Source organism: Roseobacter sp. EG26 (assembly GCF_049830555.1).
Lineage (GTDB): Bacteria > Pseudomonadota > Alphaproteobacteria > Rhodobacterales > Rhodobacteraceae > Roseobacter.
This window is the reverse complement of record NZ_JBNBLH010000006.1, coordinates 227,319-252,717: the sequence shown is the minus strand read 5'-3', so window position 1 is coordinate 252,717 and position 25,399 is coordinate 227,319. Positions and strand designations below refer to the sequence as shown.

The following is a 25,399-nucleotide window of genomic DNA, read 5'->3' as shown; positions in this document are numbered from 1 at the left end:
TTCTGCGGCCAAGCCAATTCACTTGTGACGGAGCCAACATGACCAATACGCCAAAGATCGCACAGAAATCGCCATACCGCGTCGACGTAACCGAAGGAAAAACCTACTTCTGGTGCAGCTGCGGTCGCTCCTCCAAACAGCCCTTTTGCGACGGATCGCACAAGGAAACCTCTTTCTCACCCTTGAAATATACGGCCGAGGCCGACAAAACGCTGTTTTTCTGCGGATGCAAAGCGACCGAAAAAGCGCCTCTTTGCGATGGCAGCCACTCAAAACTTTGATCTGGAATCATCCAACGCGCGGCGCATCTTGAATTTGTTCTCTTTATGTTCTATTTATTAATGGAACAGATCGGAGGCATATGATGTCATTTGAACCTCAATTTCCGAACCTATTTGCGCCTGAACAGGGCGCTTTACCCATTGGCGAACCACAACCAGCCACGGAAAAACAGGTGCGGTACGCGCAAACCATCGCCTTGAGAACCGGTGCGACCATTCCCCGGCGCGCCGCCGCGGACCGCGCGGCCCTTTCCCGATGGATCGACGCGCACAAGCCAAAAGCACCTTCCGGCAAATTTGCCAACTACCCATCTTCCAAGCAGGTTGCCTTTGCCGAACGGATTGCACGGATCAAACGCCGTGAAATTCCGCATGAGTGTTTTCGAGACAAGGTGATGATGTCGAAATGGATTGATGGCAATAAGCCCAGGTAACGCGGTCTGGTTGCGGTTTCTATAAGCCCGCCGCCGTCCGCCGCACGGTCTCAAGGCGCTGTCGGTTCGGCGGGTGGGTGCCGAGGAACCGATCTCCCGGGTCAGGTATCCGCGTGAAGAATTCCGCGCCCCGCAAGGGATCATAGCCTGCGCGCGCTGTAATTACTGTGCCCAGCGCATCGGCTTCCAGTTCGAAATCTTTCGAGTAGGTCCGCGCGCCAACCTGTGCTCCGGTGCGCTGCGCAGATTCGACCGCCTCCCCGGTCCCGCCGAGTAGAACCGCCAGGCTCCCGGCAATGACGGCACCCGCGACAGCGTTTTGTTGCTGACGCGCGATGTGACCTGCGATGTGATGCGCAGCTTCGTGCCCCATCACAAAGGCCAGCTCATCCGTGTTCCGGGCATCCTTTATCAGCGCCAGAGTGAAGGCAATGATCGGGCGGCCCGATTTATCCAGCGTCTGAAAGGCATTTGCGGGCTGGTTTGGCCTTTCATCCACGAGGATTTTGAAATCGCAATTGACCCGCGAAGTACGGGCCCGGCATTCGCGCTCTGCCACTGGTTCGACGGTGCTGACGACGCTGCGGAACGCGCGTGTCGCATTCTGAGCCGAAATCGTACTGCCACTCGACTGCGCCTGAGGCGCGGGACTGTTGACCGGCGATGATGTTGTCGTCACTTCGCACCCTGCCAGGGCCATTGCCGCAATAATAGGCACCACACTGTTTAATCGCATTTTCTGCTTCCTTCCGGAACTGCGTTTACCGCGCATGACATTAGCACTTTCATCGTCAGCGACCACCCCGATCACGCAGCTTTGTCCCTCTTGCATTGCAACAAACATGGCGTAGTCTGCGCTCATGTTTACGATTGAGCACGAATTTGATGCCACAGTTGTCACACTTGTGGATGATGGAAAAGCCCCGTTGCAGGAGGACGTCACGGTCCACGCGACGGAAAGCGCCATCCTGCTGAACCAATACGATTCGCGCACAGATCGAACCGTGTCGATTTCCCTGTCGCCAGAACAATGGCGTGACCTGACTGCCGCGCTGAATCTGCCGGAAGGTGTCTACCGGGCCCGCTAACGGATATCACAAGAAACAACAGACCCGTGCGTCGGAGATGCACTCAGGTCAGGAGACCCTGCATATGAGCGTTGGATCAAACATTACGACCTATTTCAACGGCACATGGCACCGCGGCGATGTGCCGATCATGAACGCCGCTGACCATGGCGCCTGGTTGGGAACGACCGTTTTTGACGGCGCACGGTTCTTTGCAGGCCGCGCGCCCGACCTTGCGCCGCACTGTGCCCGGGTCAACAAATCGGCGGAGGCCCTGATGTTGACGCCCACTGTAACAACCGAAGAAATGATCGATATCGTGCGCGAAGGTCTCAAGCATTACGGACCCGACGACGCCGTCTACATCAGGCCGATGTACTGGGGCATTCATGGCGACGAGACAGCGATCGTGCCACGCCCCGAAGAAACGGGATTTGCCATTAGCCTTGAGCAGATCCCCATGGCTCCGGCCGATGCGGCAACCACTTTAGCGCGCACGCGGTTCCGGCGACCGGTTCTGGAGGACAACGTCGTCAACGCAAAAGCCGGGTGCCTTTACCCCAATAACGCGCGGATGCTGACGGAGGTCCGCGCCCGAGGATTTGGCAATGCGCTTGTTGCCGATGCGATGGGCAATGTCGCGGAAACCGCCACGGCGAATGTTTTTATGGTCAAGGACGGTGAAGTCTTCACGCCAATCGCCAACGGCACTTTCCTTGCAGGCATTACCCGAGCGCGCCATATGAAAAACATGGCCGCAGACGGGATCAAGGTGCACGAACAGGTTCTCAGCTTTGATGATTTTCACGGGGCCGATGAGGTCTTCATGACCGGGAACATGTCAAAGATCACACCTGTTAAGGCCTTTGAGAACACACAGTATCAGGTTGGTCCCATGGCGCGCAGATTGCGTGAGATGTATTGGGATTGGGCAGCCTCGGAGCCTCTATGACCCGTCGGCCAAGGCGACCTTGAGGAAAATGGCGCGAATGTCCCGGACGCTTGCGTTTTCCAACGCGCCCATGTGAATTTCCAAAGGCGACCAAAGCCACGAAACAGCGGGGTCGTGTTTCATGGCCCATTGCGGAAAAAGCCGATCTTCGACCGGTTCCGAGACCAGCGGCAGAACGTCCACGTGCCGATCATCCGCACAAATCCGTTCGAATGTGGACTCGACCTGAGCTTTGGGCCCTTCAAGCAGTTGCAAAAAGATATCGAACCGGCAAATCAGGGCACCTGTAATATCGGCGCGGGCATTGCGCTCGCGAGATGTGGCCAAAATACTGGCCAGCATGTTCAAATCGTAACCAAATGGCCGCGACGCATATATAAGTTGCAGCATGGGCATCCCGCCTGCCCCCCCGAGAACTTAACACTACCATCTCGCTTGCGAGACCGTCTGTCCAGAAAAACGATGCCGTAGAATGAGATTGCGCCTCCTTCAATCTGAGGTCATGATCTGGCCAATAAAGGGGGACATCGAAAGATGCGTAAGTTTCTCGTCGTGCTTGATGACAGTCGCGAATGCCTGAATGCGATGCGATTTGCAGCCATGCGGGCCGCTCATACAGGCGGCGGGGTCGAAATCCTCTCCGTCATCCCGCCAGATGAGTTCAATCACTGGATCGGCGTGGGCGAGGTCATGCGCGAAGAGGCCCGTGAACGCATTGAGGTGCATTTCGAGGTCTTTGCCAAATGGATGCGTGACCGGCAGGGAATCGATCCCGAACTGGTGATCCGCGAAGGACGTCCGGTGGAAGAAATTCTTGCCCGGATTCACGAAAATTCCGAAATCGGCGTTTTGGTTCTGGGTGCCGGCACGGACAAGAAGGGCCCCGGCCCGCTTGTGACGCAACTGACGAAAAGTGCAGGTGCGTTGCCTATTCCGATTACCATCGTGCCCGGCGATCTGAGCAAAGAAAAACTGGAAGCCATCACCTGATCCACAAATCAAACGTGTCCGGGCGTGATCCGGCTTGATTTGACAGATTAGAATGATTCCAAACCTTGACTTAGGAGGCACTGATCCGCATATCTGGATCAGCTTCAGGAGATGTCCCATGTTCATCCAAACAGAATCGACCCCAAACCCGGCCACCTTGAAATTCCTGCCCGGACAGACCGTGCTGGAAATGGGGACAGCCGATTTCCCAACGGCGGACACAGCTGACAAATCACCGCTGGCCACGCGAATTTTTGCGGTTGAAGGTGTAAGCGGCGTGTTCTTCGGGACGGACTTTGTGACTGTTACGAAAGAAGATGCGGTCGATTGGGATCATATCAAACCCGCCCTGCTGGGTGCGATTATGGAGCATTTTCAATCCGGTCAGGCGGTTATGGCCGGGGACCACACACCTGTTTCCGGACATGCCGAACATACTGGCGAAGACGGTGCGATTGTGGGTCAAATCAAGGAATTGCTCGACAGCCGCGTGCGCCCGGCGGTGGCTCAGGACGGTGGCGACATTACCTTCCACGGCTTTGACCGCGGCGTTGTCTATTTGCACATGCAGGGGGCCTGCGCGGGATGTCCGTCATCCACGCTCACCCTGAAAATGGGTATCGAAAACCTGCTGCGGCATTACATCCCGGAAGTTACCGAAGTCCGCCCGGTCGCTCCGTAACGCCTTGATGGCAAACGACAGCAATCAACAGGAAAAGATCACCGGCAGGTGCTACTGCGGGGCAAAATCGCTGCGTGCATCTTCCGAACCTCTAAGCGTTGTCTATTGCCATTGTTCTGATTGCAAGCGCGTCACTGGCGCGCCGCTGGCCGCTTTTGCAGGGTTTTCCGAAGCCATACTGACCATTTCGCCTGATCCGGGCCCGCCGTGCTCGCACCATCCGGGTGTGGATCGGTGGTTTTGCAAGGACTGCGGCTCGCCTCTGGCCGCGCGATACGACTATCTGCCCGGCCAGGTTTACGTGCCACTTGGGCTTCTGGATCAGGCAGATAAGCTGCAACCTTCGATGCATTGCCATGCGGCCTCGACCTACGCCTGGCTGCATCTCGCGGATGGGCTGCCCAGGCAACAAAACAGCGGCAGAGACGCGCTTCTTTCCGACGAGCCGGCCAGATAGCGCCGCGCAATGCCACTCCCAAGCCCCATCATCCTGGCCTTTGATACCTCTGCGGCATGTTGTGCGGCGGCGGTTCTGGTCGGTGACCAGATCGTCGCACAGGCCGAAGAACACATGGCAAAAGGTCAGGCCGAACGATTGATTGGGCTTTGCCAAGAGCTGTTGCAAAGCGCTGGCCTCAATTTCAAAAATCTCAGTGCGGTTGGGGTCGGAATTGGTCCAGGGAATTTCACCGGCATCCGCATCTCGGTGTCAGCCGCGCGTGGATTGGCACTGGGGCTGGGCATCCCCGCTGTCGGCGTTTCGGGGTTTGACGCGCTCAGATTGGGAACCAGCGGTCCCTGTGCCTGTGCAATCGCTGCGCGCCGGGATCAATTGTATCTGGAAGTTTTTGACGGCGAAGTTGCGCAGAAACCGATTCTGGTTCCTGCAGATGAGCTGCCGGAATTCAAAGGACCTCTTGTCGGCGCAACCGGGCAGGCACCCCGGCATCAAGGAGCGGTTTCCATCGCCCGGCTGACGGCCGAGAGATACCAGCATACGCCCCCTCGCCCGGCACCGCTTTATCTGCGGCCCGCTGATGCCGCCCCGGCGCGCGATGCCCCACCGGTGATTCTGCCGTGACGCCAGCGCAGATGGCCGAAATACATGCCGCTGCCTTCCATGACGATCGACCGTGGTCAGAGACCGAGTTCGCCGATCTGACGGCGGGCAACCATATTGATCTGCTCACCCAGGTGGATGGATTCGCGCTGATTTCGACGGTTGCTGGGGAATCAGAATTGCTGACCCTCGCGGTTCATCCTGCGCGGCAGCGACAGGGGATTGCGACCACCCTGATGGTCAGATGGCTCTCGATCCCTCGGATAAAGGCGGCATTTCTCGAAGTCGCCGCTGACAATGACGCGGCACAGGCGCTCTATGTCAAACATGGATTCGCGGAATGCGGGCGGCGGGAAGGCTATTACAAGCGCCGTGATCGCAATCCGGTCGATGCGGTGATCATGCGCGCTGAGCTAACCCACGGGTAACAAGCCAAAACCCCCGGCATCTCTTGAAAAACCGGTTGACCCTGCCCGTCAGCTAGGCCCTAATTTACGCAGGAACAGATTACCTCTGCTCATACTGGGTGACGAGACGCCGAACACTGCCGAAACGTTACCCCAAAATCACAACTGGGAGACCCCTGAATGACCCTAATGCATAAATTCCTCGGCGCCACCGCAGCGCTTGCGCTGTCAGCTGGTGCCGCACTGGCAGACCCCGCGCTGATCTTTGATCTGGGTGGCAAATTCGACAAATCTTTCAACGAATCCGCTTATAATGGCGCGCAGCGTTGGGCCGACGAAACCGGTGGCAAGTATTTGGAAATCGAACTGCAATCCGAAGCGCAGCGCGAACAGGCGCTGCGCCGCTTTGCAGAAGCTGGCGCAAATCCGGTGATCACAACCGGTTTTGCCATGAGCGATCCAATCGGGCAGGTTGCGCCCGATTACCCTGACACCGTTTTTGTCACCATCGACGGATGGGTACCTGATCAGGACAATGTTCTGACAATCGGCTTTGCCGAGCACGAAGGGTCTTATCTCGTGGGTATGATGGCGGGCATGGCGTCTGAATCTGGTACCGTTGGCTTTATCGGCGGTATGGACGTGCCATTGATCCGCAAGTTCGCCTGCGGCTATGCGCAGGGTGTCAAGGCGGTGAACCCCGATGCGACGGTCATTTCCAACATGACGGGCACCACGCCATCGGCTTGGAACGATCCGGTGAAAGGATCTGAGCTAACCAAGGCGCAGATCAGCCAGGGCGCAGATGTGGTCTTTGCCGCAGCAGGCGGCACCGGTGTTGGTGTTCTGCAAACGGCCGCCGATGAAGGCATCCTGTCCGTTGGTGTGGACAGCAACCAGAACCCGCTGCACCCCGGCAAGGTTCTGACATCCATGCTCAAGCGCGTGGACGTGGCTGTCTATGACATCATGAAAGCGGGCGATGATGTGAAGCCCGGTTTCCGCGCGATGACGCTCGCGGATGAAGGCGTTGACTACGCAATGGACGAACACAATGCCGCCCTTGTGTCCGACGATATGAAGTCCAAGGTCGATGCTGCAAAGGCAAGCATTGTCGATGGATCGACGGCGGTTCACGACTACACTTCGGACGACAGCTGCCCTGCTCTGAGCTTCTGAGCATGAGCGCTGAAAACACGTCGGGGCGGCAGGAAACTGCCGCTCCGGGTTCTGCTCCGGCCATTGAACTCAAAGGTATTTCCAAAGCTTTTGGGCCGGTTCAGGCCAACAAGGATATCTCCATTCGCGTCATGCCCGGCACGATCCACGGGATCATCGGCGAAAATGGCGCGGGCAAATCCACCCTCATGTCGATCCTCTACGGATTTTACAAAGCCGATAAGGGTGAGATTTTCATCGGCGGACAAAAAACCGAAATCCCGGACAGCCAGGCAGCCATTGCGGCAGGCATCGGGATGGTTTTCCAGCACTTCAAACTCGTCGAGAATTTCACGGTGCTGGAAAATATCATTCTGGGCGCAGAAGACGGCGGTTTGCTGAAACCCTCCTTGTCCAAGGCCCGCAAGACGCTTTTAGAACTGGAACACGAATACGGCCTCAATGTGGACCCCGACGCGGTGATCGAGGATCTGGGTGTGGGCATGCAACAGCGTGTCGAAATCCTCAAGGCGCTGTATCGTCAGGCCGATATTCTGATCTTGGACGAACCCACGGGCGTGCTGACCCCTGCGGAGGCAGATCAGCTTTTTCGCATTCTGGATCGCCTGCGCGAAGAGGGCAAAACCATCATTCTGATCACGCATAAACTGCGTGAAATCATGGAAGCCACCGATACGGTCAGCGTTATGCGGCGCGGTGAAATGACCGCGACCGTCAAAACCGCCGAGACCTCGCCCGCCGAACTGGCAGAGCTGATGGTCGGCCGCAAGGTTTTGCTGCGTGTTGACAAGGCCCCGGCCACACCCGGCGATGTCATTTTGGACATCAAGGGGTTGCGTGTGGTGGATGATGCCGGTGTCGAGCGCGTCAAGGGAATTGATCTGCAAGTGCGGGCCGGTGAAATTCTGGGCATTGCCGGTGTTGCGGGCAATGGGCAGTCCGAGCTGCTGGAAGTGCTGGGAGGATACGCCGCGGCAACCGGTGATATTCGCATCAATGGCCAACCTCTGGAACTTGGCGGCAAAAAGGCAGATGGCCGGTCTCGGCGCGCGCGCGGCATCGCCCATGTGCCCGAAGACCGCCAGCGCGAGGGGCTGATCATGGATTTTTCCGCCTGGGAAAACACCGCCTTTGGCTATCACCGCGACCCTGCCTATCAGTCGGGTCTGTTGCTGAACAACGCCGCGATCAAGGGTGACACCGAAGAAAAAATGACGCGTTTCGACGTGCGCCCGCCAAACCCGGCGCTGGCCGCAAAGAACTTTTCAGGCGGGAACCAGCAAAAGATTGTTCTGGCGCGCGAAATCGAACGTAACCCGGACCTGTTGTTGATCGGCCAGCCGACACGGGGTGTGGATATCGGCGCCATCGAATTCATTCACCAGCAGATCGTGGCACTTCGTGACAAGGGCAAGGCAATCTTGCTGGTCTCTGTCGAGCTTGAAGAAATTCTGGCGCTGGCAGATCGTGTTGCGGTGATGTTTGACGGGCACATCATGGGGGAGCGTCAGTCTGCCCAGACCGACGAAAAAGAATTGGGGCTTCTGATGGCCGGTGTGGGGAGCTAACGCATGGAAGTGATGCCAAAATGGGCCGAGGTGATCCTCGTGCCGCTCATCTCGCTGCTGTTGGCGGCGATCCTGTCGGCGCTGGTCATCATGGCGATTGGCGAAGACCCGATTGCGGCGGTGAACCTCATGGTCACCGGCGCATTGGGCAGCACCTATGGCTGGGGCTACACGCTCTATTACGCCACCAACTTCCTTTTCACCGGGCTGGCCGTTTCGGTCGCCTTCCATGCCGGATTGTTCAATATCGGCGGCGAAGGTCAGGCAATGCTGGGCGGGCTGGGTGTGGCGCTCGTGTGCCTTTTTATCCCCTGGCCGCACTGGACGCTGGCGATACTGGGCGCAACCGTAGGCGCGGCAATCTTCGGAGCCGCCTGGGCCGCAATTCCCGCCTATCTGCAAGCCAAACGCGGCAGCCACATCGTGATCACGACGATCATGTTCAACTTCATCGCTGCGGCCCTGCTGAACTACCTGCTGGTGAACGTCATGCGCCCGCAGGGCAGCATGGACCCGGCCTCCGCGCGTTTCCCGGAAACCGTACATCTGCCGACCCTGCATGATCTGCTGGCCCCCATCGGCATCAATTTTTCCAAGGCTGCCCCGGCGAATGTGACTTTCCTAATTGCGGTGCTGGCTTGCGTGCTGGTCTGGTTCCTGCTCTGGCGTACCTGGCTGGGCTACGAAATTCGTAGCTATGGCAAATCGGAACCTGCGGCCCGATATGGCGGTATTTCCCCCACAGCGATCACCATGATTGCCATGCTGATCTCCGGCGGGCTGGCCGGGATGATGGCCATCAACAATGTGATGGGCGAAGCGGAGCGGCTGGTGCTGAACGCCGTTGAAGGGGCCGGTTTCATCGGGATTGCCGTGGCGCTGATGGGGCGCAGCCACCCCTTTGGTGTGTTTCTGGCCGCCGTGCTTTTCGGGTTTCTCTATCAGGGCGGGGCGGAACTGGCGCTCTGGACGAACATCCCGCGCGAACTGATCGTGGTGATCCAGGCGCTGGTGATCCTCTTTACCGGCGCGCTCGATAACATGGTGCGCATGCCGCTGGAGCGGATATTCCTGATGATGCGCCGGGGGAAAGCCTGATGGATTTCCTGACCCTTATCCAGCTTCTCGACAGCACCGTGCGCTTGGCCACGCCGTTATTGCTAGCCTGTCTTGCCGGTCTCTTTTCCGAACGCGCGGGCATCTTCGACATTGGCCTTGAGGGTAAAATGCTGGCGGCGGCGTTCTTTTCTGCCGCCATCGCCGCGCTGACCGGCTCCGTCTGGTTGGGGTTGCTGGCGGGCATCGCCGCCTCCATGGCGTTCAGCCTGCTGCACGGTCTGGCCTCGATCACATTTCGCGGCAACCAGCTTATCTCGGGCGTTGCGATCAACTTTCTGGCCGCCGGACTGACAGTTCTGATCGCGCAGGACTGGTTCAGCCAGGGCGGGCGTACGCCCTCGCTTATGGGTGGTGGGCGGTTCGAACCCCTGATCCTACCCTTCGCCGAGAGCATTGGGGCCATTCCCTTTCTCGGACCGATCTACCAGGAGCTGATCTCAGGCCATTCCATCCTGGTCTACATCGCCTTTGCCATGGTACCGCTCACTTGGTGGATCCTTTTCCGCACCCGTTTCGGGCTGCGTCTGCGCGCCGTGGGGGAAAACCCGGCCGCGGTCGATACTGCCGGCGTCTCCGTCGTTGGCCTGCGCTATGCGGCGGTGATGATCTGCGGCGTGCTGTGCGGCATCGCCGGGGCTTATCTGTCGACGGCGCTTCAGGCCGGTTTCGTCAAGGACATGTCCGCCGGTCGTGGCTTTATTGCGCTGGCCGCGCTGATCTTTGCCAAATGGCGTCCCTGGCACGCGCTCTATGCGACACTTCTTTTCGGCCTTTTCGGCGCGCTGGAAACCCGGCCGGATGTCATTCAGGCGGTCCTTGGCATCAAGGTTCAAGGCGCTTTGCTGGGAGCATTGCCCTATGTCATGACCGTGATTATCCTTGCAGGGTTTGTCGGCAAAGCCATTCCACCCCGTGCCGGCGGCGAACCATATGTGAAGGAACGCTAAACACATAAGGCCAGTTTCGCCTATTGTATCAGTCCTCTTTTCTGCGCAGCAGCAAGAGGCATTGATTTCACACCCGACCTTGCACTAACAGGGGACATGCAAATCTACCTTCCCATCGCCGAAGTATCGGTCAACGCCTTCCTTTTGCTGGGCCTTGGTGGGATTGTGGGCATTCTTTCGGGTATGTTTGGCGTTGGCGGCGGCTTTTTGATGACACCGCTGCTATTCATAATCGGCATTCCGCCCGCCGTGGCGGTTGCTACCGAAGCCAATCAGATCGTTGCCTCTTCGTTTTCGGGCGTTCTGGCGCATCTGAAACGAAAAACCGTGGACCTCAGGATGGGCACGGTGTTGCTCATAGGTGGCCTGATCGGGGCCGCACTGGGTGTCCTGGTCTTCAACTACCTCAAGGCGCAGGGGCAGGTCGATCTGCTGGTCAAGCTCTGCTACGTGGTCTTTCTGGGGGTGATCGGCGGGCTGATGTTCATCGAAAGCCTGAACGCGATCCGCAAAACCAAATCCGGCAAGGCTCCGGCCCGCAAAAAACACAACTGGATTCACGGTCTGCCCTTCAAGATGCGTTTCCGCGTCTCTGGTCTTTATATCTCGGTGATCCCGCCGGTTCTGGTCGGAATCTCCGTCGGTATTCTGGCAGCCATCATGGGGGTTGGCGGCGGTTTCATCATGGTCCCTGCCATGATCTACCTGCTTGGCATGCCCACCAAGGTGGTTGTCGGAACCTCGCTTTTCCAGATCATTTTCGTGACCGCCTTCACGACCCTGTTGCACGCCACAACCAACTTTACCGTTGATATCGTCCTGGCCGTTCTGTTGCTGGTCGGCGGCGTCATCGGGGCCCAGATCGGCACCCGCATCGGCGTCAAGATGAAGGCGGAACAATTGCGTATCCTGCTGGCCATCATGGTGCTGGTGGTCTGCGGCAAGCTTGCCCTCGATCTGCTGTTGATGCCGTCGGAGCTCTATTCCATCGGCGCGGCAGGTCACTGATGCGATACCTTGCGGCCTTTCTCATTTTCATTCTCACCTTGCCTGCCCTGGCCGAAGAAGTCGTGCTGGGATTAAGCAAGGATACCGTCTCGATCGATACCAGTTTTGACGGTTCCGAAATCCTCATCTTCGGTGCGGTCAAACGCGAAGCACCGATCCCGGCTGAGCCACGACTACAGGTTATCGTAACCGTTTCCGGCCCGTCGGAAGAAGTTGTCGTACGGCGCAAGGAAAAACGGCTGGGCATCTGGGTGAACACAGATGCCGTGGAAGTCGACCGGGCGCCCAGCTTTTATGCAGTGTCGACCAGCACCCTGCTCGGACTGTCCTTGACTGACACCGAAGACCTTCGGCACCGCGTGTCCATTCCCCGGGCAATCCGCTCGGTCGGCGCACCGGATACGATTGCGGATGCCACGAAGTTCACCGATGCATTGATCCGTATCAAATCCAAAGCGAACCAGTATCAGCTGAACGAAGGCACGATCAGCATTGATGAGCAGACGCTATTTCGAACCGCGATCAAACTGCCGGCGGCACTAACGGAAGGCGACTACAAGACACGTATCTTCCTGACCCGTGGCGGCAATGTGATCTCGAAATATGAAACCAGCATCTACGTCCGCAAGGTTGGTCTGGAAAGATGGTTGTTCAAGCTGTCACGTGAAAACGCGCTGATCTATGGGCTGATGTCGCTAGCCATTGCGATCAGTGCGGGATGGTTGGCGTCAGCGGTGTTCAGGATTTTCCGGGCGTAGCGAGCGCGTTCCTGCGTCGGTGGGATGCGGCGGTATCTGTCGTCAGCCGCGCCCGATGTAGGGCATTGTGGTCGCCATCACCGTCATGAACTGCACATTAGCCTCGGCAGGCATCTGCGCCATATGCAGCACCGAGTTGGCGGCATTGCGCACATGCATTGTTTCGGTGCCGGGCTGCGTCTTTTTGAGCTTTTCCAGCAATTCGGTCTCTGCATTGCCAATGTCGATCTGACCGCAGGCGATACCAAACGGTCGCCCATCCAGCGAGAGTGTCTTGGTCAAGCCGGTCACCGCGTGTTTCGTGGTGGTGTAACAGACCGAATTGGGGCGCGGCACATAGGCCGATAGCGAGCCATTGTTGATGATCCGCCCGCCTTGTGGGGTCTGCTGGCGCATCCGCCGAAATGCCAGTTGTGCGGCGATGAACATGCCGCCGATATTGACCTGCATGACCTGCGTCCATTCGGACAGCGGCACCTCGTCGATTGTGGCCGCAGGCCCAAAAAGTCCCGCATTGTTGAACAGCACGTCGAGCGGCCCAAAGGCGTCAAACGCATCCGCCATCGCCACAGCATCCGTCACATCCGCTGGCAGGGCCACGGCACTGTCGTATTTGTCTGCCAAAGCCTCCAACCGCTCCGCACGCCGCGCGATCAGGCCCACGCGCCAACCGGCATCCAGAAAGACTTCAGCGGTTGCACGACCAATTCCTGAACTCGCCCCGGTAATGATAATCGACTTCACGGTATATTCTCCACTTCCGGTTCACTCAGGGTCAGCGCGGGTGCACTCAAGCTGCGCAGATCATCTACGGCCAGAGGGCCTGTCGGCATCGACAGACGGTTGCGCACAACCCATATCAGGCGGTCCTGCGCCCGGGTGATCGCAACATAGGCCAGACGTTTCCACAAGGGTTGACCGGCCTCAGACCGCCCCATGCGCGCCGCAGCGTAGAGATCTGGCGCAAAGACCTGTACTGTATCCCACTGGCTGCCCTGCGCTTTGTGAATGGTTACAGCAGCCCCATGCAGGAACGTCGCCCCCATGCGCGCGGCAAAGGGAATGAACGGCTCCTCTTCATCGGGCTTTTCGATTTTCACAATCGAGGCTGCAGATACCTGAGGATCCTCTGCGCCCATCACATGCAGGCGGCTGAAGCCGGGTTTGCGACCTTCACCCAGATAGATGACCTGCGCGCCTTTGATCAATCCGCGCGCTTCGAGATCAAGGCGTTTTTTGCGATGCTTGAGCGGCAGCTCCAGGCCGTCGCAGATCAGGGGCTCGCCTTCGAGCAGAGCGTCTGTCGGTGCACCATGCACTTGCCGGAACGCGTTGATCAGCCGGATGCGTGTCGCATTACGCCACACCAGAACCGGGCTGCGTGCCATTAGATCAACCTCAACCCTCTGCCCCCAAACCACACGTTCGTCGCGGCGCGCCGCCTGCTCGACCATGCGTTCGAAGTCTTCGAAACCCACCTCGGGATCACCCAGCGCATGGGCCAGATCAAGAATGGGGTTGTCAGCCTCTTGCCGGTGGATCCTCTGCAAGCTGAGCACCTGCGTTTCGGGCAGCTTTTCAAAGACCATCGCACCGGACTGATTTACCGGCGCAAGCTGAGCCGGATCGCCGAACAGCAAAAGCGTGGGGAAAATCTCCTTAAGGTCCTCGAACTGCTTGTCATCCAGCATAGAGGATTCATCGACAAACCCGATGTCCAACGGTTCTTCGCGCCGTTTCCAGCCAGTAATGAAATCTGAGCCGCGCAGGCCCGCGGCCGCAAGAGCGCCGGGGATTGACTTGTTTGTCGCATAGAAGGCCGCAGCGCGATCAAGAGCGACATCTGTCAGCCCCTCTATTTCCGGGCGATCGTCGCCGCCTGTGGCCAGCCATTCTGCGATGCGTTCATATTCCGGATCGTAGACCGGCGTATAGAGAATACGGTGAATGGTTGTGGCAGGCACCCCGCGCAGACGCAGCACGCTTGCGGCTTTGTTGGTGGGCGCGAGGATGGCCAGGGTTCGTTTGTCGCGCCGTTTCCGGGATTCGTAATCCCCTGAAACCACGTCGACGCCTGCCCCTTCCAGCGCCTTGTAAAGCTCTGCAAGTAATAGGGTTTTCCCCGAACCCGCCTTACCCGTGATCGCCATGACGGAGGTGGCAGTCCCCCGCGGCGGGGTCAGCAACTGATCGTCCAGATCAATGCCCGCACTGCGCAGCAGGTCGGTTACGCTATCAAATGCGGAGGCTTGGTCATCGGAAAATGTAAGGGCCGGTTCGCTCATGGCGCGACCCTACAGGGGGGACGCGCCGGGGACCAGATGCGACCTGCGCTGTTTCAGCCAGCCTGCGCAAGCTGGCGCGTTTCAACGCGGCCAAACGCGCGGTCAAACCAAAGCCGGGACAATTCCAGAGAAACCCCGGCGCGCGCGGCAATCTTGGCCTGCGCCTGTGGCGTGAATTCCCACAAACCAACACTGATTTGGTCGCGGCCCTTGCCTTCACTGCCCAAAACTTCCGGGGACGACCCGATCATCCGGTAAATGCGTACCATGCGTGCATCGAAGACGCCCACAAAATGCCTTACCCCAAATCCGTTCATGATTTCACCACCTGCGAGCATCAGGGCTGCGGCGACCCGGCTGGGCGCATCACGGTTAAGGCAGAACCGGGTGCACTCCCAGATCAGCGGGCTGGTGATTGTCCCGCCCCCCATGAGTTGGGTGAAATGGTCGTTGACCATGGTGCGTTCGGTGGTCGGCAAGAACCGCATGGATCCGCCATGCGTGCCATCGGGCATTTCCCAAATGACATAGAGCGGATTCATCGCATCATATTCGTCACGCTCGTAACCTGCGTCATCTACATCCACTTCCCATCCCAGCCGCGCCTTGAACTGATCCGCACGATCTTTGAACATGGAAGCTTTGAGTTTGGGGTGGTTATCAAGCTGATCTGCGTAGATGTAACGAAGCATTGCGTATCCTTTGGTCAGTGCGAGGCGTGAACAAAGGATGGCTTGAGGATGCTTAACACCGCCCAACCCGCTCGTGCGGATTGGTAACCATTGAACGTCAAAAACGGTCGAAAATTACACGACAATGAGCCCGCGGCTCAGTGCCCGGGCGACGGCATGAGTTGTATTTGAAGCACCGAGTTTGAACCGGGCGCTTTCGATGTAGACCCGCAGTGTGTGCTCAGAAATCGAAAGCGTATCAGCGACTTGCGCGCGACTATAGCCGATCGCAAGCAGTGTCATCGCGTCGATTTCACGCGGGGATAGGGGCTGCGATTGTTCCGGTGCGCGGTTCGGCTCGAACTCCAGTGCCTTTTGGTTAAAATAATGCGCGATCAAGATAAGTTCGCGCCGGTTAGTTTCTGTAAACTCTTCCCATTCCGTGTCGTCGCAGGTGTGATTCACCGTAAAGAGAGCGAACTGCCCGTTAGGTCCGCGAATCGGAATTGAATATCCCTGATTTCCAATTCCGTATTCAATTGCCTCCGCCTGAAACGCCTTTACTGCCTTGCCGGACCAATCGAGCCTTTTCCAATCCACCGGGTGAAACCGTTTGTAGCACCCGGCGATGACCGGATCGATCCGTATGTAGTTCTGCTCCTGATAGTGTGCGGCCCATTCCAAAGGGTAGGTGCCGTAGCCGTATTGCTCTCCGGCGCTATCCACCCAGTGGTAGACCATATTGTCAATTCGGAAATACTCCCTGAGTTTGAGGATAGCCTCCTGGATGGCTTCAAGCGTGTCCGCCTGCTCCAGCGCCGCCAAAACCTCCTCCACCGTCGTGTTCGTTACCATGAGCCGTGCCTTGCGTCCTATCGTGAAGGGCGGCGATCTCGGCCAGGGCTACAATTGCGGTATCATCCAACTGTTCGGCGAGCACCGGCAGATCGTTGGCAGTCGCAAAAGTTTTCAAGTCCGTAAGAACGTCCAAAATCCAGTCACTTCTCATGTCAGACTCGCCCCTTAAAGGTTAATGAAAGATTAACACAACTCTAACATGTATGAACGGGGGTTGAAAATTCGCGGATATTAACTCCCCAGAAATAGTGAGGGCCAGAAATGTAAGTCGTTGATACTAAAGTGCGTCACACGTATAGCGGGAAACGCCCCCGAGTCATATACATGATTCGGGGGCGTTAGGTAGTGTAAAACTTCAAGTTTCAGGTATTAACGATGCGCCTCTAACGCATCTTCGAAGGTGCGCAGACCTGTCGTTGGGGCCTGAACCAACACCGACATATTGCCCGGTTTATGCGCGTTTCGGAGCATCTTCATATGGGCCTGAGGCAAATCCGCCCAGGTAAAGACCTCTGACATGCAAGGGTCGAGACGACGCTCAAGCATCAGACGGTTTGCAGCGCTTGCCTGTTTGAGGTGGGCAAAGTGACTACCTTGCAGGCGTTTCTGGTGCATCCACATGTAACGCACGTCAAAGGTCAGATTGAACCCGCTTGTACCCGCGCAGATCACAACCATGCCGCCCTTTTTCACCACGAATGTCGAGACCGGGAAAGTCGCCTCGCCGGGGTGTTCAAACACCATATCGACATTCACGCCCTTGCCGGTGATCTCCCAAATGGCCTTGCCAAACTTGCGCGCTTCCTTGAACCACTCGGCATATTCCGGAGTGTTGACCGTCGGCAACTGACCCCAGCAGTTGAAATCCTTGCGGTTCAGAACCCCCTTGGCCCCCAGATTCATAACAAACTCGCGCTTGCTTTCGTCCGAAATCACCCCGATGGCATTCGCGCCCGCCGTATTGATCAACTGAATGGCATAAGACCCCAGACCGCCCGAGGCCCCCCAGACCAGCACGTTCTGGCCAGGTTTCAGATCATGCGGTTCATGGCCGAAAAGCATCCGGTATGCGGTGGCCAGCGTCAGCGTGTAGCAGGCACTTTCTTCCCATGTCAGATGTTTGGGGCGCGGCATCAGCTGCTGGCTTTGGACACGGGTGAATTGCGCGAAAGACCCATCCGGGGTTTCATATCCCCAAATCCGCTGGCTTGAAGAATACATCGGATCGCCGCCGTTGCACTCTTCGTCATCGCCATCGTCCTGATTGCAATGAATGACCACTTCGTCGCCGACTTTCCAGCGCGTCACCTTGTCTCCAACCGCCCAGACGATGCCCGACGCGTCAGACCCGGCGATGTGATAGGGCTGCCTGTGCCCGTCAAAGGGGCTGATCGGCTGGCCTAGCGAGGCCCAAACGCCGTTGTAGTTGATCCCTGCTGCCATCACGAGCACCAGCACGTCCTGATTGTCCAGCTGTGGGACATCAACCACTTCTTCCAGCATCGCCGTGTCGGGCTCACCATGACGTTCCCGCCGGATTGCCCAAGCATACATCTGTTTGGGCACGTAACCCATCGGAGGCATTTCGCCCATCTCATAGAGGTCTTTTTCCGGCGCATCATATTGCGCGATGGTTGTATCCAATGCCATGCCAGCCTCCAGCCTTTCCCTGTTTTCCAAACTCATTCATGCCGCATTGCAGAATCGCAGCGGTATCAGGATTGGATATGCAGTGTTGCGCAACATTGCAACACCAGAGGGATCAAAAACGTAACTTTATGACCGAGCAACCGCAGAAATTATTCTGCAACTGCATCCATTTTCGACCGGAGCGCGATCGAACTCGCGTAATAGGACACGACGTCCGCCTGTCCTGTTTTGACCTGCCAGCCTTCCGGCACCTGCGCGACCACACCATGTTTGCGCAGTTGAACGAGCGCCTGATTTACGGCTTCTGCGAGGTGATTGAATGTGGCATCCGGAACCTGTGGCTGAAGCTGGGTCGCTACTGTCTTCACCCGCGCAGCAAGGTCTGCCTCCGAAATCGGCAGGCTTTGTCTCTGCAAGGCATCGCAAACAAGCGGCACAGCGAGAACCGGCATGGCCTCCTGAATACGCGACATCAAGGTGTCAGCGAGGTCTTCGACGGGTTTTTCGGGGCCAAAGTCGCGCAGCGAAAGCGGTTTGCCAAAGGCGACCGCTGCCGTGCCAAAGCGCGTGACACGACCACGCAACCCCTGCCAGAACTTACTCAGGATGAAGCGCACCACCACGGAAATGCGCGCACCAAAACGACGATCCCCACGGGCGGCCGCCGCGATCAGCACCCGATCTTCCAACACCCGATCATAGTTGATGGCAACGGGGACGAAGACAACATCCCGCCCCTCGGGGTCATAGCCCTCCAGCACATAGGCCAAAAGCCCCAGTTTCGGTGGCATAAGCTGACCATTGAGGCTGAGCCCACCTTCGGGAAATATTCCCTGCGCCACACCGCCTGCGGTTGCCATCTGCACATAGCGCGCCAACACCTTGCGATAAAGTGCACCCCGTGACCGGCGCCGGATAAAATAGGCCCCCATCATCCGGATCAGACGGCTCAGCGGCCAGACCCGCGCCCATTCGCCCACGGCATAGGACAGGGTGGAGGTTTGCGCCGCGAGATAGGTCACCAGCACATAATCCATGTTGGAGCGGTGGTTCATGATAAAAACCACTGTCGCGTCGCGCGGGATATCCCGGACAATCTCTTCATTTTTCGGCCCTGTCCAAACCGTGTAGATCGCGTTGACCAACAGCCTCGCCAACCGAATGCCGATGCTGAAATAGGCCACAGCACTAAAGCTCGGAACGATTTCGCGCGCATAGCTTCGCGCTTTTTCGAAGGCGACGTTTTCAGGCACATTATGCTCATTGGCATAATTGACGATCTCACGGGTGACTTCGGGATCATAAATCAGGCGCTGGATCATGTCATAGCGCCGCGCCAGCTTGAAAGGCTCGATGGGACGCGTCAGCCGCTCGTTCAATCGTGTGACCGCACGCTCCAGCCGTCGTCGAAAAAACCAGCGCACCGAGGGAAACAGGAAGTGCGACGCGAACGTCACGGCCGCAAAGAGCACAATCAGCACAAAGAGCCAAAGCGGGAGTTCTACGACCTGCGTCATGTTTCGACCCTTGCAGGCTCGGCGCTTCAGGACAATATGAAAAGAATGGAATACAGTATCTCAACCGGGTTTACGCCTGATGAGCGGGCAACCGTAGCGGCGCTTTACTGGCAGGCGTTTGGATTCAAGCTGGGACGTGTCCTTGGGCCAGAAGAAAAAGCACTGGCGTTTCTGTGCGATGTTTTGGACCCGGAATTTGCGCTTGTTGCGCGAGACACCGAGGGCCAGCTGCTCGGCATCGCAGGTTTCAAGACCTCCAAGGGCGCGCTGGTCGGCGGGGAATATGATGATCTGCGCAAGATCTTCGGCGCTTGGGGCGGTCTCTGGCGCGGCTTGATCTTGTCGGTGATTGAACGTGATCTGGCCCCGGACATCTTTCTTATGGACGGAATCTGCGTGAAATCAGAGGCGCGTGGGCTTGGTGTGGGAAGCGCATTGCTGGAAGCAATCAAGCAAAAAGCGATGGAACTCGAAAAAACGGGCGTTCGGCTTGATGTCATAGACAGCAATCCGCGGGCGCGGGCTCTCTATGTTCGGCAGGGCTTCGAGCCGCAAAAGACCGAACAAACCGGCCCGTTCCGCTACATTTTCCGATTTGAAAGTGCCACTCAAATGATCTGGCGGTGTCCGGCGTCTTAAGTCGCCATGCCGCAACGCAGCGAATTGACATTGGCATAATATTCCAGATATTCATCCGCTAGCGTAATAAAATTGCTTGCACGATTCACGAGGTTCCCATGTCAGAGACCCAGAAAGATCGCCCCTGGTTGATCCGCACCTATGCCGGGCATTCAACGGCGCAGGCCTCCAATGCGCTCTACCGCGCCAATCTGGCCAAGGGGCAAACCGGGCTGTCGGTGGCATTCGATCTGCCCACACAGACCGGCTATGACAGCGATCACGTGCTGGCGCGGGGTGAAGTAGGCAAGGTTGGCGTGCCCGTCAGCCACCTTGGCGATATGCGGGCGTTGTTTCAGGATATCCCGCTGGAACAGATGAACACCTCCATGACGATCAACGCGACAGCGCCGTGGTTGCTAGCGCTCTACATTGCCGTGGCCGAAGAACAGGGCGCGGATGTCAACGCATTGCAGGGCACGGTGCAGAACGATCTGATCAAGGAGTATCTCAGCCGGGGGACATATATCTGCCCGCCAGCGCCCAGCCTGCGGATGATCGCGGATGTGGCCGAATACTGCTACACGAACGTACCCAAATGGAACCCGATGAACGTCTGTTCCTATCACCTGCAAGAGGCTGGAGCCACGCCGGAACAGGAGTTGGCTTTTGCGCTGGCCACTGCCACGGCCGTTCTGGATGCTTTGAAACCCCGCGTTCCGGCAGAGGATTTCCCCGCGCTCGTGGGCCGGATATCCTTCTTTGTGAACGCCGGCATCCGTTTCGTGACCGAGATGTGCAAGATGCGCGCCTTCGTGGACCTATGGGATGAGATTTGTCTGGAGCGTTACGGCGTCCAAGACCCGAAATTCCGCCGGTTCCGCTACGGCGTGCAGGTGAATTCGCTGGGGCTCACCGAACAGCAGCCGGAGAACAACGTCTACCGCATCTTGATCGAAATGCTGGCCGTGACCTTGAGCAAAAAGGCCCGCGCGCGCGCTGTGCAACTGCCCGCCTGGAACGAAGCGCTTGGCCTGCCGCGCCCCTGGGATCAGCAATGGTCCATGCGCATGCAGCAGATCATGGCCTATGAGACCGACCTGCTGGAATTCGACGATCTCTTTGATGGCAACCCAGCGGTGGATGCCAAGGTTGCGGCGCTGAAAGAAGGGGCGCGGCACGAATTGGCCACGCTGGATGCGATGGGCGGTGCGATTGAGGCCATCGACTATATGAAAGCGCGCCTTGTGGACAGCAATGCCGAGCGTCTGGGCCGGATCGAAGCCGGTGAAACCGTGGTTGTGGGTGTCAACAAGTGGACGCAGGGCGAGCCCTCCCCGTTGATGACCGGCGATGGCGGCATCATGGTGGTGGACCCGGCGGTGGAGGCCGAACAGATCGCGCGTCTTGACGCGTGGCGCGCAGAACGTGACGAAAGCGCCGTCAAGGCCGCGCTGGCCGATCTGCGCGCCGCCGCGGCAGAGGGGCGCAATGTCATGGCCCCCTCCATCGCGGCGGCCAAGGCGGGTGTGACCACCGGCGAATGGGCCGCCCAGATGCGCGCCGTTCACGGTGAATACCGCGGGCCAACGGGCGTCTCTGGTGCGCGGTCAAACAAGACCGAAGGGCTGGATGATTTGCGCGATGCTGTCGATACGGTCAGCGACAAGCTTGGACGGCGGCTCAAGTTTCTGGTCGGCAAACCCGGTCTTGACGGTCATTCCAACGGTGCTGAACAGATCGCCGTGCGCGCGCGCGACTGCGGCATGGACATCGCGTATGATGGCATCCGTCTGACCCCTGCCGAAATCGTGGCCGCAGCGCAGGAAGATCAAGCGCATGTGGTGGGGCTGTCCATTTTGTCAGGCTCTCACATCCCCCTCGTCGAAGACCTCATGGATCAGATGCTGGCGGCCGGTCTGGGCCATGTGCCGGTGATCGTTGGCGGCATTATTCCTGATGATGACGCGGACCGCTTGCGCGGAATGGGCGTGGCGCGGGTCTACACGCCCAAGGATTTTGAACTCAACACCATCATGATGGATATTGTGACGTTGGCCGATCCTCAGGCGGTGGCGGCGGAATAGGCACTAAAGTGCCTTTGGTATCTTTTTTCTTGTGACCGCGCCAAGGGCCGGGCAGATTGCCCGCGAGAGCTTGAGGATACCATACAATGACCGTTCATATTGGCGCCGCTCCCGGCGATATTGCTGAAACCGTTTTGATGCCGGGTGATCCCTATCGCGCCAGATGGGCAGCGGAGACCTTTCTGCAAGATGCAAAGCTGATCAACGAGGTCCGAGGCATGCTGGGCTTCACCGGCACCTACAAGGGCAACCGCGTGACGATCCAGGGGTCTGGCATGGGCATGCCGTCGCTGTCGATTTACGCCAACGAACTGATCTCCGAATATGGCGCGCAGACGCTGATCCGCATCGGGTCCTGCGGGGGCATGCAATCGCATGTCGCGGTGCGTGACGTGATCATCGCCATGTCCGCTACAACGATCACCTCGCCTTCCTCCGGTATCTTCAAGGAGATCAATTACGCGCCCACGGCCAATTACGATCTGCTTGCCGCAGCGGTCACAGCAGCCAAGGCCAAAGGCACCCGGACCCATGTGGGCGGGATTTATTCGTCGGACGTCTTTTACGCCGAACGCCCTGACCTTGATGAACAGATGACCCGCCACGGCATTCTGGGCGTCGAGATGGAAGCAGCCGAACTTTATACGCTGGCCGCGCGGCATGGGCGACGGGCGCTGGCCATCCTGACGGTGAGTGATCATCTGCAAACGGGCGAAGCGCTGCCCTCCGAAGATCGCGAAAAGACCTTTGGCGATATGGTTGAAATCGCGCTGGAGGCGGCATTCACCTGAAATCTCAGGGGCCGTGCGTTCCGTCATATGCGTTCACAGCGGGTGGCTCCCAACCGTCCAGCGCCCCGGGTTGCGGCGCGAATATCTCGACCAACAATGGATGGCAGTTCGCCTCATCGCTGGAATGTTCGGACGAGCAATCGCCGCCCGGGCAAGCGCTGAGGTTGCCCAAGAGATCAATCTCGGCGAAGAATTCCAGATAGTCACCAGGCCTGACCGGTGACGCTTTCATGAAATACTGGCCCGTGTCGCGGGTAAACCCGGTGCACATGAAGACGTTGAGCACATCATGCACCAGCGGTTCGGCCTCTGCACGCGGCACGCCGATATGATCGGACAGCGCGCGGATCAAATTGGAATGGCAGCAGTGATGATATTGCCCGCCATCCGACAGCAACGCATGGGTATACGGGTCGCAACGCGTGCCGATCACGTCATGAACCGAGCCTCCGAAAGCGTCGATACCGTACCATCCCAGCGTGTCATGGGTAATCGTCGCCATCGGGCGCAGATGCGGGAAACTGGACCACATGCGCTGACCGGTCGTGATGTGGGTGCCGTGCAGCGCGCGCGTTTTCCCCGAATAGAAGCGTTCGGTCAGATCATGCAGATGATGCAGGTTCAGATCACCCACCTGCGAGCCTTCCACCGAGATGATCCGAAAAAAATGACCCGCCGGAACGGAGAAAACACGCGCCTCGCGGGGCGGCACCAAAACCTCATCCGTCTTTGTCAGCGATTGGCCTGCGGCGGTGAACAGCGCCATGTCGGGCTGGGTAAGCGTTTCCGGCGGGTAGCAGATGACCGGGGCAATCGCACGGCGACTATCTGCGTCACTGGGTTCAGACATGGCGGCTCCTTCACGGTGATTAAGCGGGGGGCAGGTCGGATTTGCAATCCCGAGGCGGCCCTTTGGTGGCGGTGAAGGCCTCTGCGCCGCAAGCCGCACAGCGGTATTTGCGCAAACTCCCCCGATCACCGCTACGGTCCTCCCGCCAGCGGCAGCCTCGGGTCGCCCGGTTACGACGCGCATAAATTGCAACGATGAGAAATGCGATGAGAAGGCCGATGATGATATGCATGCGGTCGATCCAACGCGCTCCGGGGTTACTGAAGACGGGCAACTGTGCGGGTGGCAATATTCACCGACCAGCGCGCCGGTGTCGAGGGGCAGCATTGCGGTTCGTTGAAACCGTGGACCGTGGTTGTCAGGTCGATGCGCCCTGGCGAAAAACTCACGTCCCGAGGTTCGACACCAAAGAGCCCGAGGACCGGACCGGAGTAGCGCCAGCCGCCCTCAATCTGCTGGAAGAGACCGACGTTCATCTCGATCATCGTGCCGCCATAGCGGTTGCGGAAATAGTGAAATCCAAGCGCGTTCTGTGCAAGCACCGGATCAGCGTGATCGGGAAACAGCTTTGGTGCCCCCTCCCCGGGGCGGACATCCAGCACCTGGGCCATCATGACACTAATAAATGACCAGGGCGTGGTTTGGGCGGGCGGAGCTGGGGTTGCTGCAATACAAAGCTGGTCAACGCATCGATGGTAAGCCGGATTTGTGGCCGGACCGTTCGAAGCAAGACAGCGCCAGATGCAGCGCTGCAACTCCATCGGGTCCTCGGCAGCGGCGGTTTGCCCCAACAGGGTCGTCGCCACCGCCAGGAACCCCGGCAGGCGCATCAGACGCGGCGCTCCACCATCATTTTCTTGATATTGGCAATCGCCTCGGCCGGGTTCAGACCCTTTGGACAGGTCTTGGCGCAGTTCATGATCGTGTGGCAGCGATAAAGCTTGAACGGGTCTTCGAGATCATCGAGCCTTTCGCCCGTGGCCTCGTCGCGGCTGTCGATGATCCAGCGATAAGCGTGCAGCAGCGCTGCGGGCCCGAGATAGCGGTCGCCGTTCCACCAGTAGCTTGGGCAGGAGGTCGAACACGACGCACACATCACACATTCATAAAGCCCGTCGAGTTTCTTGCGGTCCTCGATGGACTGCTTCCATTCCTTGGCCGGGCGGTTCGTTTTTGTCTCCAGCCACGGCATGATGCTGGCGTGCTGGGCGTAGAAATGGGTGAGGTCCGGAATGAGATCCTTGACCACGGGCATATGCGGCAGCGGGTAGATTTTCACATCGCCTTTCACCTCATCCATGCCGTAGATACAGGCCAGCGTGTTGATCCCGTCGATATTCATGGCACAAGAGCCGCATATCCCTTCGCGGCAGGACCGGCGGAAGGTCAGCGTTGGGTCAATCTCGTTCTTGATCTTGATCAGCGCATCCAGGATCATCGGCCCGCAGCTATCGAGATCGACGAAATAGGTGTCGACACTTGGATTTTCCCCATCATCCGGGTTCCAGCGGTAGATCTGAAATTTCCGCAGGTTGGTCGCACCATCCGGTTTGGGCCAGGTTTTACCCTTTGTCATACGCGAATTCTTAGGGAGCGTCAGTTGAACCATGGTCGAGGTCT

General features: G+C 58.2%; 30 protein-coding genes. 19 read left to right on the top strand and 11 right to left on the bottom strand.

Annotation, left to right across the window (positions count from 1 at the left end; all coding sequences use genetic code 11):
* The first annotated feature begins 38 nt into the window (after nt 1-38).
* Nucleotides 39-281, top strand: a complete 243-nt coding sequence (locus tag ACOTTU_RS15495) for a CDGSH iron-sulfur domain-containing protein (RefSeq protein ID WP_425659349.1) — start codon at nt 39-41, stop codon at nt 279-281.
* A gap of 83 nt (nt 282-364) precedes the next feature.
* Complete coding sequence (locus ACOTTU_RS15490; protein WP_425659347.1) at nt 365-715, top strand: hypothetical protein; 351 nt, start codon at nt 365-367, stop codon at nt 713-715.
* A 19-nt stretch (nt 716-734) separates the two neighbouring features.
* Here the strand turns inward: ACOTTU_RS15490 and ACOTTU_RS15485 are convergent, their stop codons facing one another.
* The gene (locus ACOTTU_RS15485) at nt 735-1,451 is read right to left on the bottom strand and encodes a M48 family metallopeptidase (RefSeq protein ID WP_425659450.1); all 717 of its coding nucleotides are present in this window, start codon (nt 1,449-1,451) and stop codon (nt 735-737) included.
* Nucleotides 1,452-1,575: 124 nt separating this feature from the next.
* Here ACOTTU_RS15485 and ACOTTU_RS15480 point away from each other — a divergent pair, with 124 nt between their 5' ends.
* Entirely contained in the window at nt 1,576-1,803 is a 228-nt protein-coding gene (locus ACOTTU_RS15480; protein WP_298914772.1) for a hypothetical protein, read from the top strand.
* Between the two features lie 64 nt (nt 1,804-1,867).
* Nucleotides 1,868-2,734 carry a branched-chain amino acid aminotransferase gene (locus ACOTTU_RS15475; RefSeq protein WP_425659345.1) on the top strand — a complete coding sequence of 289 codons (867 nt, stop codon included), beginning with the start codon at nt 1,868-1,870 and terminating at the stop codon, nt 2,732-2,734.
* On the opposite strand, the gene ACOTTU_RS15470 is transcribed toward ACOTTU_RS15475, so the two are convergent.
* A complete protein-coding gene (locus tag ACOTTU_RS15470; RefSeq protein ID WP_425659344.1) occupies nt 2,729-3,124 on the bottom strand; it encodes a BLUF domain-containing protein in 396 nt (131 codons plus the stop codon). The genes ACOTTU_RS15475 and ACOTTU_RS15470 overlap by 6 nt on opposite strands.
* Nucleotides 3,125-3,268: 144 nt before the next feature.
* Between ACOTTU_RS15470 and ACOTTU_RS15465 the strand changes: the two genes are divergently transcribed.
* From ACOTTU_RS15465 to ACOTTU_RS15415, 11 genes are all read left to right on the top strand, one after another.
* Entirely contained in the window at nt 3,269-3,724 is a 456-nt protein-coding gene (locus ACOTTU_RS15465) for a universal stress protein (RefSeq protein ID WP_298914761.1), read from the top strand.
* Nucleotides 3,725-3,842: 118 nt separating this feature from the next.
* Nucleotides 3,843-4,406 carry a NifU family protein gene (locus ACOTTU_RS15460; RefSeq protein WP_298914760.1) on the top strand — a complete coding sequence of 188 codons (564 nt, stop codon included), beginning with the start codon at nt 3,843-3,845 and terminating at the stop codon, nt 4,404-4,406.
* Nucleotides 4,407-4,413: 7 nt separating this feature from the next.
* Complete coding sequence (locus ACOTTU_RS15455; RefSeq protein WP_425659342.1) at nt 4,414-4,863, top strand: GFA family protein; 450 nt, start codon at nt 4,414-4,416, stop codon at nt 4,861-4,863.
* Between the two features lie 9 nt (nt 4,864-4,872).
* On the top strand, nt 4,873-5,487 hold the full coding sequence (gene tsaB / locus ACOTTU_RS15450; protein WP_425659340.1) for a tRNA (adenosine(37)-N6)-threonylcarbamoyltransferase complex dimerization subunit type 1 TsaB: 615 nt from the start codon (nt 4,873-4,875) through the stop codon (nt 5,485-5,487).
* 11 nt (nt 5,488-5,498) lie between these two features.
* Complete coding sequence (locus ACOTTU_RS15445; RefSeq protein WP_425659338.1) at nt 5,499-5,894, top strand: GNAT family N-acetyltransferase; 396 nt, start codon at nt 5,499-5,501, stop codon at nt 5,892-5,894.
* 159 nt (nt 5,895-6,053) lie between these two features.
* A complete protein-coding gene (locus tag ACOTTU_RS15440) occupies nt 6,054-7,052 on the top strand; it encodes a BMP family lipoprotein (protein ID WP_425659336.1) in 999 nt (332 codons plus the stop codon).
* A 2-nt stretch (nt 7,053-7,054) separates the two neighbouring features.
* A complete protein-coding gene (locus tag ACOTTU_RS15435) occupies nt 7,055-8,620 on the top strand; it encodes an ABC transporter ATP-binding protein (protein ID WP_425659334.1) in 1,566 nt (521 codons plus the stop codon).
* Nucleotides 8,621-8,623: 3 nt separating this feature from the next.
* Nucleotides 8,624-9,718, top strand: a complete 1,095-nt coding sequence (locus ACOTTU_RS15430) for an ABC transporter permease (protein ID WP_425659332.1) — start codon at nt 8,624-8,626, stop codon at nt 9,716-9,718.
* Nucleotides 9,718-10,686 carry an ABC transporter permease gene (locus tag ACOTTU_RS15425; RefSeq protein WP_425659330.1) on the top strand — a complete coding sequence of 323 codons (969 nt, stop codon included), beginning with the start codon at nt 9,718-9,720 and terminating at the stop codon, nt 10,684-10,686. The genes ACOTTU_RS15430 and ACOTTU_RS15425 overlap by 1 nt, the downstream gene beginning before the upstream one ends.
* 96 nt (nt 10,687-10,782) lie before the next feature.
* Entirely contained in the window at nt 10,783-11,694 is a 912-nt protein-coding gene (locus ACOTTU_RS15420; RefSeq protein ID WP_425659328.1) for a sulfite exporter TauE/SafE family protein, read from the top strand.
* Nucleotides 11,694-12,452: a TIGR02186 family protein gene (locus ACOTTU_RS15415; RefSeq protein ID WP_425659326.1), complete on the top strand. Its 759-nt coding sequence runs from the start codon at nt 11,694-11,696 to the stop codon at nt 12,450-12,452. The genes ACOTTU_RS15420 and ACOTTU_RS15415 overlap by 1 nt, the downstream gene beginning before the upstream one ends.
* A gap of 42 nt (nt 12,453-12,494) precedes the next feature.
* Here ACOTTU_RS15415 and ACOTTU_RS15410 read toward each other — a convergent pair whose 3' ends face one another.
* The 4 genes from ACOTTU_RS15410 to ACOTTU_RS15395 form a co-directional block, all read right to left on the bottom strand.
* A complete protein-coding gene (locus tag ACOTTU_RS15410) occupies nt 12,495-13,196 on the bottom strand; it encodes an SDR family oxidoreductase (protein WP_425659324.1) in 702 nt (233 codons plus the stop codon).
* Nucleotides 13,193-14,737 (bottom strand): ATP-dependent DNA helicase, encoded by a 1,545-nt coding sequence (locus ACOTTU_RS15405; RefSeq protein ID WP_425659322.1) that lies wholly within the window; start codon nt 14,735-14,737, stop codon nt 13,193-13,195. Before ACOTTU_RS15405 ends, ACOTTU_RS15410 begins: the two co-directional genes overlap by 4 nt.
* 53 nt (nt 14,738-14,790) lie before the next feature.
* Nucleotides 14,791-15,429, bottom strand: a complete 639-nt coding sequence (locus ACOTTU_RS15400; protein ID WP_298914726.1) for an acyl-homoserine-lactone synthase — start codon at nt 15,427-15,429, stop codon at nt 14,791-14,793.
* A 114-nt stretch (nt 15,430-15,543) separates the two neighbouring features.
* A complete protein-coding gene (locus ACOTTU_RS15395) occupies nt 15,544-16,263 on the bottom strand; it encodes a helix-turn-helix transcriptional regulator (protein ID WP_298914723.1) in 720 nt (239 codons plus the stop codon).
* Between ACOTTU_RS15395 and ACOTTU_RS15390 the strand changes: the two genes are divergently transcribed.
* The gene (locus ACOTTU_RS15390) at nt 16,262-16,435 is read left to right on the top strand and encodes a hypothetical protein (RefSeq protein WP_425659320.1); all 174 of its coding nucleotides are present in this window, start codon (nt 16,262-16,264) and stop codon (nt 16,433-16,435) included. The two genes, ACOTTU_RS15395 and ACOTTU_RS15390, sit on opposite strands and share 2 nt — an antisense overlap.
* A gap of 200 nt (nt 16,436-16,635) precedes the next feature.
* Here the strand turns inward: ACOTTU_RS15390 and ccrA are convergent, their stop codons facing one another.
* Entirely contained in the window at nt 16,636-17,916 is a 1,281-nt protein-coding gene (gene ccrA / locus ACOTTU_RS15385; protein ID WP_425659318.1) for a crotonyl-CoA carboxylase/reductase, read from the bottom strand.
* A gap of 149 nt (nt 17,917-18,065) precedes the next feature.
* Nucleotides 18,066-19,433: a 1-acyl-sn-glycerol-3-phosphate acyltransferase gene (locus tag ACOTTU_RS15380; RefSeq protein ID WP_425659316.1), complete on the bottom strand. Its 1,368-nt coding sequence runs from the start codon at nt 19,431-19,433 to the stop codon at nt 18,066-18,068.
* Between the two features lie 45 nt (nt 19,434-19,478).
* Here ACOTTU_RS15380 and ACOTTU_RS15375 point away from each other — a divergent pair, with 45 nt between their 5' ends.
* From ACOTTU_RS15375 to deoD, 3 genes are all read left to right on the top strand, one after another.
* On the top strand, nt 19,479-20,072 hold the full coding sequence (locus tag ACOTTU_RS15375; RefSeq protein WP_298914714.1) for a GNAT family N-acetyltransferase: 594 nt from the start codon (nt 19,479-19,481) through the stop codon (nt 20,070-20,072).
* A 98-nt stretch (nt 20,073-20,170) separates the two neighbouring features.
* On the top strand, nt 20,171-22,138 hold the full coding sequence (locus ACOTTU_RS15370) for a methylmalonyl-CoA mutase family protein (protein ID WP_425659315.1): 1,968 nt from the start codon (nt 20,171-20,173) through the stop codon (nt 22,136-22,138).
* A gap of 86 nt (nt 22,139-22,224) precedes the next feature.
* On the top strand, nt 22,225-22,929 hold the full coding sequence (deoD, locus tag ACOTTU_RS15365; protein ID WP_298914708.1) for a purine-nucleoside phosphorylase: 705 nt from the start codon (nt 22,225-22,227) through the stop codon (nt 22,927-22,929).
* Between the two features lie 4 nt (nt 22,930-22,933).
* Here the strand turns inward: deoD and ACOTTU_RS15360 are convergent, their stop codons facing one another.
* From ACOTTU_RS15360 to ACOTTU_RS15350, 3 genes are all read right to left on the bottom strand, one after another.
* The gene (locus ACOTTU_RS15360; RefSeq protein WP_425659313.1) at nt 22,934-23,779 is read right to left on the bottom strand and encodes an urea carboxylase-associated family protein; all 846 of its coding nucleotides are present in this window, start codon (nt 23,777-23,779) and stop codon (nt 22,934-22,936) included.
* A 257-nt stretch (nt 23,780-24,036) separates the two neighbouring features.
* Nucleotides 24,037-24,609 carry a hypothetical protein gene (locus ACOTTU_RS15355; protein ID WP_425659311.1) on the bottom strand — a complete coding sequence of 191 codons (573 nt, stop codon included), beginning with the start codon at nt 24,607-24,609 and terminating at the stop codon, nt 24,037-24,039.
* Nucleotides 24,609-25,388: a succinate dehydrogenase iron-sulfur subunit gene (locus tag ACOTTU_RS15350; RefSeq protein WP_298914698.1), complete on the bottom strand. Its 780-nt coding sequence runs from the start codon at nt 25,386-25,388 to the stop codon at nt 24,609-24,611. The genes ACOTTU_RS15355 and ACOTTU_RS15350 overlap by 1 nt, the downstream gene beginning before the upstream one ends.
* Nucleotides 25,389-25,399: the final 11 nt, after the last annotated feature.